The organism is Mucilaginibacter sp. cycad4, assembly GCF_034263275.1.
Classification (GTDB): Bacteria; Bacteroidota; Bacteroidia; order Sphingobacteriales; family Sphingobacteriaceae; genus Mucilaginibacter.
Genome location: NZ_CP139559.1, coordinates 346,897 through 360,047, shown reverse-complemented (window position 1 = coordinate 360,047; position 13,151 = coordinate 346,897). Strand labels below are relative to the sequence as shown.

Genomic DNA, 13,151 nt, shown 5'->3' with positions numbered 1-13,151 from the left:
TTAAAATAATTCGGCAGGGTTAATTGATAAAAACTCCTGCCAGCTTAAACCTTGTTTTCCAATCAACAATATTTTATCGGGATTAAACTGTTTTTGAAATTCCTTCATCCCAGCTGTTTCCTTATCGTTATTGCTCTTCACCTCAAGCGCGATAACTTTACCGCGGCGTTCCAGCACAAAATCAACCTCGTCATTTCCGTTGCGCCAATAATATACCTTAAACCCTTCAGTTAACGCAAAGTTAGTTAAATGAGCCCCTACTGATGATTCAATAATCCGCCCCCACTCCGCAGGGTTTGTAATAATTTCATTAAACATCTCATTACTTTGAGCACTAATCAAAGCGGTATTGTGCACCTGAAATTTAGGGCTCGATGAGCGTTTTCGGATAATATCGGCGGCATATTTTTCAATTCCTCCCAATAAACCTGCTGTATCCAGCAGTGTTAAATAATGAGATAAGGTGGTGGTATTTCCCGCATCTAACAATTGCCCCTGAAGTTTTGTAAATGAAAGTATCTGGCCCGAATAAAGACAGCCTAATTCAAACAGTCTTTTCATTAGGGCAGGTTTATCAACCCTGGTGAGCATCAAAATATCCTTAGATATACTGGTTTCAATTAACGAGTTATTTACATAATTCTTCCAACGTTCTTCATCATCAATTAAGGGGGCAGATCCCGGATATCCCCCAAACCACGCAAACTGATCGGCGTTCCAGCCAAAGGCATCGTGCATCTCGGTAAACGACCAATGGCTGATATAAGTACTTTCAAAACGCCCCGCAAGTGATTCGGTAAGCCCTTGCTGTAATAATAATCGTGATGAGCCTAATAATATAATCTTAAGATTTCTTTCATCGCGTGTATCCTTATCCCATAAACGCTTAACTATTTCGCTCCAGTTACTTATTTTTTGAATTTCGTCTATAACTAATAAGAACTCTTTTAAACCTTGCTGATCCATTCTTACCCGCACGCTCTCCCATAATTGATCAACCCAAATGGAATTGGAAGCTGAGATAGCGTCAGCAGATTCAAAAACGTAAGGGATTTCCGTTTTTTTCAATAATTGCCCAACAAGCGTAGTTTTCCCCACCTGACGAGGGCCCATTATTACCTGAATAAAACGGCGTGGCTCTTTAATTCTCTTTATAAACAACTGAAGATAAGACCTTTGGTACATAAAAATAAATTTACTCAATATACTGAGTAAATTTACTCAATGCATTGAGTAAATCAAAGTTGGCTATAATTTTTAATTTGATGCCCTTCCGATAAACACGATTCTGCATAATCTATAATACCCCGCTCTTTCAATTCCTCTAACCGAGCTTTAACTAAGCTATAATTAACCGAAGCCGGTACATCGAGGGCAAAATACTTACTGTCCATTCCTTCCCAGTTGCATCCCAATTCTTCGAATAATTTACCGATACTTTTGAGGTCAGCAGTATTACTCATTAAAATAACATGGATGGTTGAATTACCAGAATATTCCCTTGTTTCGCGGTAAGTGAGCATTTGCTCATCAGTATCATATTCTGCAAATACAATATCACCTGCTGCAATAACCGGCAGGTAAAAAGGGATATTATCCAACGCATAAAGACCTTGCTCTTCGTTGACAATCTTAGCCCACATAGTTTCCACAGTCGTCTCTTCTAAAATATCACTATATAACCTGAATAATATTTTTACATGTTTATCATCACCCATAAAACAAACTTACTCATTTCCCACCTTAACCCGCCGTTCCATCACCTCTTTCCAGGTGGTTAAAATAAAGCCCTTTTGCTTTAGATAAGCTTTGAGCCGTGGATCGGTCATGGCCAGCAGGTCGCCTTTTCGGTTCTGGCCTTCGTTGCAGATATTTTTAAACTGCGGTGATGGTTGTGTACAATGCATGAGCACCATCGTTAACCCGGGCGAAAACCGCTCAAAGTTTTCGATATAATGGTCTGTATACCATTTTTGCAGTTCCTTATCGGTTGCCTTATCAATATCCGGCATTACCCAGTCATAGCTTGAGTTATCAAGGTCATCTAAAACAGGCAAGCCGCCTTTCCAGACTATTTCGCCAAGCTCTTTCACTTTATTCAGTTCCGCGGGTTCGGGGATGGTCACACCCTGGGTGTATTTACCCTCTTTTTTAAGCCGGGCTATGGTAGCATTTTTCGCCTCCTCGCGGTAAAAAAGGTCTTCGCCGCCGGGAAGCATTACAGGTATTTTCTTTTCAATGCCCAGGTTAATATATTTTTCAAGAAAGGCGGGTTTAGCAAATAAAGTTCCCATGTGCGAATCCAGGTGTGTCGGAATAAAGCCCATGCTTAAAGCACGGTCAAGCTGTGCCCTTATTTCTTTGTCCACCTCATCTGCCGAAGCCCTGAAATAAACGGCCGCTACGCCAGGCCAGAAAGTACCTTCCTTATCTACCAATGCCGGAACTGCGGCTTTACCTGCAAGCGGCCCCCAGCGGTAATTTTTCCATTCGGACGTTAGGGTTAAATGCAAGCCGGCATCAATACCCGGGTGCTGATCCATATAATGCTTAAAATCGGGCACCCAGGGACAGGGCATCATCACACTTGTTGAGGTGGCAACACCATCCCCAATGGCTTTCTCCACCCCTTCATTCGATTCATGCGACATTCCTGCGTCATCAACATGCAGAATAATTACACGTGCGCCCTTAGGCCAGCCAAGCTTTTCGGCATAGGTTTTGGTTTGCTGCGCACAAACTGTTATACTAAAAACAATACCTGTAACAGTAAGTAGTAAGTTCTTCATCCGGATAGTTTTAGGATATAAAAGGTAAATAAAAATAGAAATTTAATTACCAAATGTGACATGCAAATGCCAATTTAAGCCCTGCAAATACACCCATTTTTACTACTTTTGAAATTAATGCTTCCCGCAACTAACCATACACTCGAAAAACTGGAAATGCTGTTAAAAACGGCCGGTTATAAAGTGCGTTATGAAAAGGGAAACTTTAAAACCGGGGCTTGCCTGCTGCTTAACAGTAAAATGATTGTGGTGAACCGTTTCTCTAATCTGGAAAGCAAGATCCTTGCTTTGGTTGAGTTATTGCGCGAACTTGAGGTGGATTACAAGCTGCTTGATGATAAACAGATTGCATTTTTGCAGGAAATCAAACAAACTAAACTGCAGCTGTGACCATAACATTTTTAGGAACCGGAACATCGCAGGGGGTACCTGTTATTGCATGTAATTGTGAAGTATGCCTTTCAACAGATAAATATGACAAGCGTCTGCGCAGCTCTGTTTTAATTGAGGCCGAAGATAAGGTTATTGCCATTGATTCGGGGCCCGATTTCAGGTACCAGATGCTTCGCGCTAAAGTACAGCACCTCGATGCCATTGTTTTTACGCATGAGCATAAAGACCACATTGCCGGTATGGATGATATCCGCGCGTTTAATTACAAACAAAACGCCCCGATTGATATTTATGCTGATGAAAGAGTGCAAAAAGCCCTCGTGCGTGAATTTCCCTATATTTTTGATGGCACGGGTTACCCGGGCATTCCGCAGGTAAACATGCACAGCATTGCGCTTGATCCTTTCATGATTGGTAATGTTGAGCTCATCCCAATCGAGGTATTCCATTACAGATTGCCTATAAAAGGTTTCAGAATTAAAGATTTTACGTATCTCACCGATGCCAAAACAATTCCGGATACGGAAAAGGAAAAGATAAAAGGCACAAAAATACTGGTGATCAATGCCCTTCAAAAGGAAACTCATATCTCTCATTTTACGCTTGAAGAAGCCATAGCTTTTGCAAACGACATAGGGGCCGAAACTACCTATTTTACACATATAAGCCACAGACTGGGCAAACACGCCGATGTGTCTAAAGAGCTGCCTGCCGGCATTGAACTGGCGTATGATGGCCTGAAACTGACCATTTAATATCGTCAAAACTGCGCCGCCTAAACCCGGTAAGTATGAATTTATTGAGAAGCTTACCTTGCCTTTTTTTAATTAATTATTTAAGCCCCTGCCTGTTTTATGCTGCAGCTCGTCTATCCGTTTTGATGCTTCGGCCTTGGTAAGCGATCCGTCAAACTCTTCACCGGCCTCGTCAGATAATGTTTTGAGATAGGAGTGCTGTGCGCCGGTCATGGGTTCATCACCTGTCGACCATTCATCAGGATCCTTTACCATATTTGAGCCTTTTATTTGATTTTGATTGATGATCTCCTCATCATCCGATTCATCAAAAAAGCCATTGTCGGGTGTATCATTGGGGTTGGTAGCCATAACTATTGTTTTATAATTACAACTGTTACCGGGTCACATTGTTTTTATTTTCAAAGGCGTTGAAGATCACAGCTCAATGAAGCTCACTCTGTCTATAGTACCTCTGTATTGTTTTAAATGCCCCTTATCGCTCGCATCAACCACACCCCTGATAGTTACTTTACGTTTATTCATCCGGGTAAACTGACCATCGTTATAAGTAAACAAACCTATATGAGTACCAGGCAGGTAAAGCGGGCAATCCTGGCTAAAATCAATCCAAATGGCATTATGTAAAGCGTGGCTCGAGAACAGGCTGTCGTTAAAAAGCGCCGATTGCTCGTTTCCTTCTTTGTACTTGCCGCTCACTTCAACATATTGCTTATCATATTTTTCAATATGGCTGGCCAGCTCGGTGAATGAAATCTTTTTATAATCTTTTGAGATATTGCAATCGCTTTGGAAGATCCTTTTTTGTTTGGCACATGCACCAAGCAAAACTAACAGCGGCAAAATCCGGAGCAAATTTTTGATATGGATAAACACCGCAGTCATTTAAATTAGGAGTGATTAAGATAGCGAAAATATCTGTCAATAATTTTGATAACAGATATTTTACAGCGAGGTTACAGATGCTGTAATTAAAACTGAATTTATCTTTGCTAAAACGTTTAGGCATCTTGTTTCTTAGCTTAATGCTGTTATTTTTGTATGTCAATATTTAACCTGAATTAACCTCCCATGAAATTAAAACTGATAGGCACCTTACTCCTATTGTCGGCCCTTGGCGTACAGGCCCAGCAAAAAGTAATCCCACTTTACCCGGGCGCAGCTCCGGGTTCCGAAAACTGGACCTGGAACGAGGGTGAAAGCGATAATAACGCCTTTAATACAAAAGTGGTTTATAACGTTACGCAGCCTTCCTTGAGTGTTTTCCTGCCCGATTCGTCCATCGCTACCGGCACCGCAGTGGTTATTTGCCCCGGCGGCGGCTTCCATACCCTGTCAATCAACAGCGAGGGTTATGACGTAGCCAAATGGCTCAACAAACAGGGTGTAGCCTGCTTTGTATTGAAATACAGGCTGGCCCATAGCTTAACTAACGATCCTGTAAAAGAATTGATAGCCAAAATGAGTCAGAAGGATTTTCCGAAACAGGTAGCGCCTATCATTCCATTGGCCGTTGCCGATGCACGCGCAGCCCTAACCTATGTACGTGAACATGCCGCCGAATATCGGGTTTCGCCTCAGCGGATAGGGATCATGGGCTTTTCGGCAGGCGGCACACTGGCCAGCGCCGCAGCTTTTAATTATACCGCCGCTAACAAACCTGATTTTGACGCACCTGTTTATGCCTATGTGCCGCCCGAACTGCTGTCAAAAATTCCTGATGACGCGCCACCGATGTTTATAGCCGCAGCTACTGATGATCAGCTTGGCCTTGCACCACATAGTGTTGAGCTTTACAACAAGTGGCTGGCATCAAAACATAGCGCAGAACTGCATATGTATGCTAAAGGCGGCCATGGTTTTGGCATGCGCAAACAAAATCTGCCTACCGATGCCTGGATAGACCGTTTTAATGATTGGCTCGATTTGAAAGGTTTTCTGAAACCTGTAGACCCAAAAGTAAAATCAGTTAAAGAAAGGGCCGATCAATGGGAGGCCTACCATAAGCAATGGGAAGATGCATTCCATAAAGACTGGGCAAATATGACCCGCTACAAGGCCGATAATGAAAAGGTAAAAGCATCGGCGCCGAACCCTAAAAGTGTGGTTTACATGGGCGATTCCATTACCGATTTCTGGATCAATAGGGACTCGTCGTTCTGGAATGGTAAACCTTATTATGACCGTGGCATCAGCGGGCAAACCACCACTCAAATGCTGGTACGCTTCCGTGAGGATGTGATCGACCTGAAACCTGGCACCGTAGTGATCCTGGCTGGTATAAATGACATCGCCCAAAATAACGGCCCGATAGCTATTGAAGATATCTTTGGCAATATCCAATCCATGGCATTACTGGCTAAAGCAGCCAACATTAAGGTGGTATTGTGTTCGGTACTGCCTGCCTATGCTTTCCCATGGCGCCCCGGTATGGAGCCTGCACAGAAAGTGATCCGGCTTAACACCATGATCAAAGCCTTTGCCGATGCCAATAAAATGGTTTATGTAGATTACCATAGCGCCATGGCCGACGAGCGCAAAGGCCTGCCGAAGAACTTAGCCGCCGATGGTGTACATCCTACCGTTGAAGGATACAGGATAATGGGGCCACTGGTTGAAAAAGGTATTGCAGAAGCGTTGAAGAGGAAGTAAGCCCGAGAAACTTTAGCAGATGAAGCTGAGTTTGGGTATCCGGTGGACAACATGACGGATGGAGAGATGTCATTTCACCTTCAGAGGCCCTGGATTTAAACACTCAACATGACACCTTTTTTTATTATATCATGGGTAATTTGTTCAGCACCCGGCATGTAAAAATTTGATTAGGTAATGGTAAAAACAGTCAAAGTTTACCTGTCGTTATCATTCAGGTAACGCGGTTTATCTACATTCGCAAACCATTGTTTCAGCATGAAAAAGTATAATCTTTTTTTTATCTGCCTTTTGCTGGCAGCTACAACCTTCGCCCAGGACACTACACAAAAAATAATCCCCAATCGCAAAAACAGTATAGCCCAGCAAAAAAAGCCATATGTTATCCTGATTTCCGCCGATGGTTTCAGGTATGACTATGCTAAAAAATATAATGCAGAGCATTTGCTTTCCTTGAGCAACGGTGGTGTGCAGGCCAAATCCATGATCCCTTCATACCCTTCGGTGACTTTCCCTAACCATTATGCTTTGATAAGCGGCTTATACCCATCGCACTCGGGCCTGGTTAACAATTCCTTTTATGACCGTAAACGGGATGACAGTTATTCCATGAGCAACAAACAGAAGGTAAAGGACAGCAGCTGGTATTTTGGTTCGCCGCTTTGGGTATTGGCCGAGCAGCAGAAAATGCTTTCGGCAAGTTTTTACTGGGTTGCTTCAGAAGCAGCTATACAAGGTATCAACCCAACTTATTACTATGTTTATAACGATAAGATAGCCATTCATGACCGCATTGGTGCTGTGGTAAACTGGCTGAAACTTCCCGAAGATAAACGCCCGCATCTAATCACTTTCTACTTTCCGCAGGTTGACCATGCCGGCCATACTTTTGGCCCGGATGCACCCGAAACTGAACGAGAAGTACATTTTGTTGATTCGGCGGTTAATGAGTTGAACAAGGCCGTAAAAAACACCGGGCTTGATGTTAACTTTATTTTTGTATCAGATCACGGCATGACTAAAGTTGACCGTGAGCACCCCATCGGTATTCCTGCGGCTATCGACACTGCTAAATTCAAAATCTCCGGCGATGGCATATTGGTTGAGCTTTATGCAAAAGATAAAGCGGCTATCCAGTTAACTTATGATCAGCTCAAAACCGAAGCTAAAGATTATGATGTGTACCTGAAGACCAATGTACCCGCCAACCTGCACTACAGCCAAACCGACGATTGGCATGACCGAATAGGTGATATTTTGCTGATCCCTCATTACCCTTTGATTTTTAATTTATGGAACAGTAAAAAGATAAACATCGGCTGGCATGGTTATGATCCTTACGTGATAAAAGACATGCACGCTACCTTCCTGGCCTGGGGACCAGCATTTAAAACCGGCAAGCAAATACCTTCTTTTAAAAATGTTGATGTTTTTAACTTAGTAAATCGCATATTGGGGCTTAAATACAATGGCAGGGTTGATGGTACTGATCAGCTTGCCGATGAGGTTCTTATAAAAAAATAGAAACATCCTATGAAAAACATAGTCAGGCTTCTGATCATCATATTATCGCCGCTGGCATTACATGCCCAAAACCCGGTAGTAGTAAAGCAACAGGCAACCCTAATGGCCCAAAGCATGACCAAAGGCGATTATAAAAGTATTGTTAATTATACTTATCCCAAAGCGGTGCAAATGGCCGGGGGCAAAGAAAAAATGGCTGATATGATTGGTGCAGCTATGCAGCAAATGAAAACTGCAGGCATCAGCTTTGAAAACGTTACAGTTGGTACTCCTGGTAAATTTTATAAAGCAGGGAAGGAAATTCACTGCCTGCTGCCCGAAACTATCATTATGGCAAGCCCTAAAGGCCGTATGGCCATGCACAGCAATCTGCTGGCAGTTAGCGGCGATGGCGGCAAAAACTGGTCGTTCCTGGATATGAACAATTCAACTGCCGATAAGGTAAGGCAACTGATCCCCAACTTCAACCCGGCTATGAAAATTCCACCCGCTACAACAGAACCGCTACAATAACAGCGAGGTTTGGGCGGTTGGCTTATTATCGTCTCTTTGGATAAATTGAGGGCGCATTAGCTGAGTGCCCAATGCATTGTTTAGTTTCTCAACCACATAATCGGCCAGTTCGGGTGAGTAACGCTCATCATGCTGGTGCATAAAAAACCATACCGATTTAAGGCCCTGATCTTTCCAGTTTTTGATCCGCTCAACCCATTCATCAACGCGGGCATAATCTGTTGGGTGCAGGCTGTTGCCTACAAAGCGGATAAAAGCATGAGGTGTAGGCAAAGCCATATGCACCACATCACGGCGGCCGCTGGCATCGGTTATGATCGAACCAATGTTTAAATCATGGAAAAGGTTAAATACCCTATCGCAGTTTTCGGCAACGGCAAACCAATCTTTATGGCGCAGTTCAACAAATACGGGAAGATCTTTTGGTAATTGTTCAAGATAGGCCTTAAGCTCCGGGAAACTCTTTGGCGTGTAATTATCGCTCAACTGCAAAAACAGCGGACCGAGCTTATCGCCGAAAGCCAAAACGCCTTCATAATACGTGGTCGTGATATCTTCCGCGTTTTTTAAGCGGCGAATGTGACTGATGCTTTGCGAAAATTTAGGGCAAAATTTAAAACCGGGATTACTATCCGCTTTTTCTTTCCACTTGGCAATGGTGTCCGGGCCGTAAACCTGGTAAAAAGTGGCGTTAAGCTCAATGCAATCAAAGTGCTTAACATATTCGTCTAAAAAATTAGCGTCTTTGGTTTTTGGCGGATAGATCTTACCAACCCACTCCTTCCGTCCCCATTTGGCACAGCCAACATGCACCTGCAAAGGCACATCATTTTTTGCAACGGCAAGCGTATCAACAGTTATCTGCGGATCGGCCGGCAGGGTGAAATCAACCCTTGATAATTCTTCGTCCGGTACTCTACCAAATTCCATTTGCTTTTTTGTGCGAAAGATAGTGATTTGGTTGGATTGTAGAATGGTTGATTAAGTGAGTAGTTGATTAGGTTAATAGTTGGAATGGATGGATAAACAAGAATTAAGACAACTACTCACCTAATCAACTCAATCAACCATGCACCAATTAAAGAAACATCCCGCCCGAAGCTTCAATACGCTGGGCGTTGATCCAGCGGGCATCTTCAGTGCAAAGAAAAGCTACTATGCCCCCTATATCATCTGGCTGGCCTACCCTACCCAAAGCTGTGGATTTCGACATCATCTCTTCCAGACCCGGATGCGAATCAAATGCCGCTTTAGTAAAATCGGTTTGAATGATGCCGGGGGCCACGATATTTGCGGCTATGCCGCGGCTCCCCAATTCTTTTGCCAGATATTTGGTGAATACTTCGATAGCGCCTTTCATGGAGGCATAAGCGGCGTATCCCGGAGTTGAGAAACGGGCCAGCCCGGTCGAAAAATTGATGATGCGGCCGCCATCGGCAATTACAGGTAAACTCTTTTGCGTTAAAAAGTAAACACCTTTAAAATGAACGTTGAACAGGTTATCAAAATCTTCTTCGGTGGTTTGTGCAAAAGGTGAAGCAGCGTCAATACCTGCGTTATTGATCAGGAAATCAAAGGTATCACGCCCCCACTTTTCGTTCAGGGTTGCTTTCAGTTTTTCAATGAAAGCATCAAAGGTTGATACAATACCTGTATCCAATTGCAGAGCAGCGGCCTTTTGCCCTGCCGATTCAATTTCTGCAACAACAGCTTCCGCTTCTTCTTTTTTACTGCGATAAGTAACTATTACATCAATACCTTTTTTAGCCAGGTGCAGTGCAGCATTTTTACCTAAGCCACGGCTGCCGCCGGTTATCAGTGCTATTCTATTTGTTCCCATTGTGATGTTTTTTAATGTTTTAACAATACAAAGGTGCAATAGTTAGGAATTAAAATTATGGTGACTACTTCAGATTAAATGGTGATCATTTCAGTTTTTTCTCCCAAATAGCTCTATCAAAAAACTCAAATTAACATTAGCTTGAGACAGCACCAACTAAATTTATCGCCCTCAAAATCAATATAAAAGAAATAAAAATTAAAATAAACTACTAAAACTATAGGAATTATATAATTTATTATTACATTTGCACTGTCAACAACGACAAAATGTTTTTTTAATAACTTATCAAGAAAGACTGAGGGAAAGGCCCAAAGACGTCTTAGCAACCTGTACATCCGCATAATGTAAAAGGTGCTAATTCCTGCTCCCGTGCAAAACGGGAGAGAGATAATTATATCTACACCCCACAACCGATCTGATTAAGTGATTTTTATGGTTTTCAAGTCGCGTGACCGAGAGGATAGGTGGGGGTCCGCAATACCCTAAACGGCAGTTCGAATCTGCCCGCGACATCAAATTTTTCCAATCTTTTTTGTTTATAGCTTACAGATTAACCCGGTATCTTGTTGAAATCCGCAGGTACGGGTAAGTTTTGTCTACATCAGGATGATTTTTATAGTTCCCTTCCAGCCTGAAATATCCGGGTTCGGCACTTATCGAGAGATCCTTTAACACACGGTAACTTATCTCATTGGTGATGGTATGTAAAAAATAGTGCGACTTATTACCATTAATAGTCATGAGCCAACTACCACGATAATTAATATTATAATTAAATCTGTTACCTATATTAAAACCAGCTCTGCCGTTTATGGCAAAGCCTGAGCCGTAATCATAATTGCGCCCTCTGTACAGATATGGATCGGGAGCGGCCCCTAAAATGATGAGCCCGGCCCCCACTGCGGTGTTTACTTTAAAGCCATGCAATAATTTAAACTCCGATAATAAATTAGCCTTTACGCTTTGCCCTCCATAAAAGAAAGCAGCATTGCGTATGTAATCATAATTGGCTGATATGATGATCAGGTTCTCCACCTTATCCGACATCGACATGTCCCACCCTGCAATGGACCCATAAACACTTATTACGTTAACGGATGAACTATCATCTTTTCCAAATTCGGCAGTGATCGAAATATTGCTGAATGGCGTGCTCAGGTTTTCGTTAGGAGCACCATAAAGCAGCCTGGCCCTTCCAAACCAGCCAAACCGACCGTGAGTTAACAAACCCTGGTTTTCGCTGTTAAACCTGCGTGCGCCCAGATCAAATTCGGCACTTACTTTTGATGAATCATCCTGCGATTTATCAGCCGGGTCAACAACCTTTCCCCATTTTCCATCAATAAGACGGTTAAGGCCATTCATGGGGTTAACCAAAAAGCCCAGCACCTCGCTGGCTTGCCGCTTAAAACCACGGCGGTGGTTATTAATGATCTTATTAGATAGCCGGTAGGTCATTTCGCCCAATACTATGCCGCCAAAGCTGGTGTTGATAAAATCATTAGGAGCAGGTGCCTGGTTTTCGGCAAATGTTTCCCACAGGTAACTGCCGGCCATGGTAGCCGGGACTGATTGCCAAAAACTAAAACCGTTGCTCCTGAAGGCGCTGTAAAACATGCTGCCGTGATATGGATGTCCAAACTGGTTGGTTTGAAACGGGTCGTTATCCCAGGCCCAATTGCCGGGGTTCAGGTTATGGTTTACTGTTTTCCAGGAGATCCGGGCATAATCAACTTTAGCTATGTAGCGATCGTATGTCCACGGCGTGATCTCGGCCAGGCCAAGCTCTAAAGCAGCCCTGCCAAAACGTTTCTTTTTTGCCGGCGGGTCCGAAAATTGTGTTATGGTATCATTTACCTTACGTACATCAAAGATATTAACCTGGGCACGGGCACGCGCACTGCAGAAAAGCATGAAGAATAAAAGTGAGAGCAGTATGATTTTTAACTTTCCGGGGCATTGTTTGGTAAAATAGTAATCTGTTAAGGTCATATACATTAACAATCTAAAAGGGTACGGCTGCAAAAAAGTTATAAATAATGAAGTGAGTTAGGCTAAAAAATGTTTGAACAATATTTAATTAATGTTAAGCCGGATATAATTTTAATGGTGCGTTAAGTGGGGAATAGCTGCCGGTAATTGTTATTTCCTTATTTAATACTGAAACATATTTTCATATATTTAGCATTGCTTAGCCTGCATTTTGCGTAACAAAACCAGTATAAATTATTGCAATTGCTTTTACTTATGAAAATCTTCAACATTGTATGGGTTGTACTTTTTATCGTTTTTGCGGGTTTACAATATAACGACCCCGACCCTTACCTTTGGATGCCCATTTATCTTTATTGTGCCTGGTTTTGTTACCTGGCTGCTAAAAAAGAGTTTTACCCTATTGGCTATGCAGCCGGGATCATCATCTTTACAGGGTATGCCATTTACAAGATATTTGATAGCAATGGCCTTATCGACTGGTTTAAGTTCCATCATGCCGAAAGCCTTGTCCAAACCATGAAAGCCGAAAAGCCCTGGGTTGAAGAAGTGCGTGAGTTTTTCGGGTTACTGATTTGTGCGGCTGTGCTGGCAGCTAACTGGGTTTATGCTGCAAGGGAAAGCAAAAAGGTACCGGTAAAGAAGGGAAGGCGATAAGCCCCCTTTAAATCTCCCCCGGTAGGGGAGACT

Annotated in this window: 14 protein-coding genes and 1 riboswitch; of the genes, 6 read left to right on the top strand and 8 right to left on the bottom strand. The window is 42.9% G+C overall.

What is annotated here, in order from left to right; all coding sequences use genetic code 11:
- The 3 genes from SNE26_RS01620 to SNE26_RS01610 form a co-directional block, all read right to left on the bottom strand.
- The gene (locus SNE26_RS01620) at positions 1–1,113 is read right to left on the bottom strand and encodes an ATP-binding protein (protein WP_321557644.1); all 1,113 of its coding nucleotides are present in this window, start codon (positions 1,111–1,113) and stop codon (positions 1–3) included.
- Positions 1,114–1,238: 125 nt separating this feature from the next.
- Positions 1,239–1,718, bottom strand: coding sequence for a DUF4265 domain-containing protein (locus tag SNE26_RS01615; RefSeq protein WP_321557643.1), 480 nt, complete (start codon positions 1,716–1,718; stop codon positions 1,239–1,241).
- Between the two features lie 9 nt (positions 1,719–1,727).
- On the bottom strand, positions 1,728–2,789 hold the full coding sequence (locus SNE26_RS01610) for a polysaccharide deacetylase family protein (protein WP_321557642.1): 1,062 nt from the start codon (positions 2,787–2,789) through the stop codon (positions 1,728–1,730).
- Between the two features lie 117 nt (positions 2,790–2,906).
- On the opposite strand from SNE26_RS01610, the gene SNE26_RS01605 reads away from it, so the two are divergent.
- Both SNE26_RS01605 and SNE26_RS01600 read left to right on the top strand, forming a co-directional pair.
- Positions 2,907–3,179, top strand: coding sequence for a hypothetical protein (locus SNE26_RS01605; RefSeq protein ID WP_091211965.1), 273 nt, complete (start codon positions 2,907–2,909; stop codon positions 3,177–3,179).
- Positions 3,176–3,937, top strand: a complete 762-nt coding sequence (locus SNE26_RS01600) for an MBL fold metallo-hydrolase (protein ID WP_321557641.1) — start codon at positions 3,176–3,178, stop codon at positions 3,935–3,937. The genes SNE26_RS01605 and SNE26_RS01600 overlap by 4 nt, the downstream gene beginning before the upstream one ends.
- A 72-nt stretch (positions 3,938–4,009) precedes the next feature.
- Here the strand turns inward: SNE26_RS01600 and SNE26_RS01595 are convergent, their stop codons facing one another.
- Together SNE26_RS01595 and SNE26_RS01590 are read right to left on the bottom strand one after the other, a co-directional pair.
- A complete protein-coding gene (locus SNE26_RS01595; protein WP_321557640.1) occupies positions 4,010–4,288 on the bottom strand; it encodes a DUF3072 domain-containing protein in 279 nt (92 codons plus the stop codon).
- A gap of 66 nt (positions 4,289–4,354) precedes the next feature.
- A complete protein-coding gene (locus SNE26_RS01590; protein WP_321557639.1) occupies positions 4,355–4,822 on the bottom strand; it encodes a hypothetical protein in 468 nt (155 codons plus the stop codon).
- A 186-nt stretch (positions 4,823–5,008) separates the two neighbouring features.
- Here SNE26_RS01590 and SNE26_RS01585 point away from each other — a divergent pair, with 186 nt between their 5' ends.
- The 3 genes from SNE26_RS01585 to SNE26_RS01575 all read left to right on the top strand — a co-directional run bounded on the left by SNE26_RS01585 (position 5,009) and on the right by SNE26_RS01575 (position 8,626).
- Complete coding sequence (locus SNE26_RS01585) at positions 5,009–6,589, top strand: GDSL-type esterase/lipase family protein (protein WP_321557638.1); 1,581 nt, start codon at positions 5,009–5,011, stop codon at positions 6,587–6,589.
- A 258-nt stretch (positions 6,590–6,847) separates the two neighbouring features.
- Positions 6,848–8,113, top strand: coding sequence for an ectonucleotide pyrophosphatase/phosphodiesterase (locus SNE26_RS01580; protein WP_321557637.1), 1,266 nt, complete (start codon positions 6,848–6,850; stop codon positions 8,111–8,113).
- A 9-nt stretch (positions 8,114–8,122) separates the two neighbouring features.
- A complete protein-coding gene (locus SNE26_RS01575) occupies positions 8,123–8,626 on the top strand; it encodes a hypothetical protein (protein ID WP_321557636.1) in 504 nt (167 codons plus the stop codon).
- On the opposite strand, the gene SNE26_RS01570 is transcribed toward SNE26_RS01575, so the two are convergent.
- The 3 genes from SNE26_RS01570 to SNE26_RS01560 all read right to left on the bottom strand — a co-directional run bounded on the left by SNE26_RS01570 (position 8,618) and on the right by SNE26_RS01560 (position 12,461).
- Positions 8,618–9,556, bottom strand: a complete 939-nt coding sequence (locus tag SNE26_RS01570) for a DUF72 domain-containing protein (protein WP_321557635.1) — start codon at positions 9,554–9,556, stop codon at positions 8,618–8,620. The genes SNE26_RS01575 and SNE26_RS01570 overlap by 9 nt on opposite strands.
- A 148-nt stretch (positions 9,557–9,704) precedes the next feature.
- The gene (locus SNE26_RS01565) at positions 9,705–10,466 is read right to left on the bottom strand and encodes an SDR family oxidoreductase (protein WP_321557634.1); all 762 of its coding nucleotides are present in this window, start codon (positions 10,464–10,466) and stop codon (positions 9,705–9,707) included.
- 282 nt (positions 10,467–10,748) lie between these two features.
- Positions 10,749–10,863: riboswitch (SAM riboswitch) on the top strand.
- A 149-nt stretch (positions 10,864–11,012) separates the two neighbouring features.
- Positions 11,013–12,461 (bottom strand): DUF3943 domain-containing protein, encoded by a 1,449-nt coding sequence (locus tag SNE26_RS01560; protein WP_321557633.1) that lies wholly within the window; start codon positions 12,459–12,461, stop codon positions 11,013–11,015.
- Between the two features lie 255 nt (positions 12,462–12,716).
- Between SNE26_RS01560 and SNE26_RS01555 the strand changes: the two genes are divergently transcribed.
- Complete coding sequence (locus SNE26_RS01555; protein WP_321557632.1) at positions 12,717–13,118, top strand: transmembrane 220 family protein; 402 nt, start codon at positions 12,717–12,719, stop codon at positions 13,116–13,118.
- The last annotated feature ends 33 nt before the right edge of the window (positions 13,119–13,151 follow it).

Excerpts from the sequence above, each read along its gene's own strand:
- SNE26_RS01620 (WP_321557644.1), bottom strand. The coding sequence starts at position 1,113 with ATGGGCCCTCGTCAGGTGGGGAAAACTACGCTTGTTGGGCAATTATTG.
- SNE26_RS01615 (WP_321557643.1), bottom strand. The coding sequence starts at position 1,718 with ATGGGTGATGATAAACATGTAAAAATATTATTCAGGTTATATAGTGAT.
- SNE26_RS01610 (WP_321557642.1), bottom strand. The coding sequence starts at position 2,789 with ATGAAGAACTTACTACTTACTGTTACAGGTATTGTTTTTAGTATAACA.
- SNE26_RS01605 (WP_091211965.1), top strand. The coding sequence starts at position 2,907 with ATGCTTCCCGCAACTAACCATACACTCGAAAAACTGGAAATGCTGTTA.
- SNE26_RS01595 (WP_321557640.1), bottom strand. The coding sequence starts at position 4,288 with ATGGCTACCAACCCCAATGATACACCCGACAATGGCTTTTTTGATGAA.
- SNE26_RS01590 (WP_321557639.1), bottom strand. The coding sequence starts at position 4,822 with ATGACTGCGGTGTTTATCCATATCAAAAATTTGCTCCGGATTTTGCCG.
- SNE26_RS01585 (WP_321557638.1), top strand. The coding sequence starts at position 5,009 with ATGAAATTAAAACTGATAGGCACCTTACTCCTATTGTCGGCCCTTGGC.
- SNE26_RS01580 (WP_321557637.1), top strand. The coding sequence starts at position 6,848 with ATGAAAAAGTATAATCTTTTTTTTATCTGCCTTTTGCTGGCAGCTACA.
- SNE26_RS01575 (WP_321557636.1), top strand. The coding sequence starts at position 8,123 with ATGAAAAACATAGTCAGGCTTCTGATCATCATATTATCGCCGCTGGCA.
- SNE26_RS01570 (WP_321557635.1), bottom strand. The coding sequence starts at position 9,556 with ATGGAATTTGGTAGAGTACCGGACGAAGAATTATCAAGGGTTGATTTC.
- SNE26_RS01565 (WP_321557634.1), bottom strand. The coding sequence starts at position 10,466 with ATGGGAACAAATAGAATAGCACTGATAACCGGCGGCAGCCGTGGCTTA.
- SNE26_RS01560 (WP_321557633.1), bottom strand. The coding sequence starts at position 12,461 with ATGACCTTAACAGATTACTATTTTACCAAACAATGCCCCGGAAAGTTA.
- SNE26_RS01555 (WP_321557632.1), top strand. The coding sequence starts at position 12,717 with ATGAAAATCTTCAACATTGTATGGGTTGTACTTTTTATCGTTTTTGCG.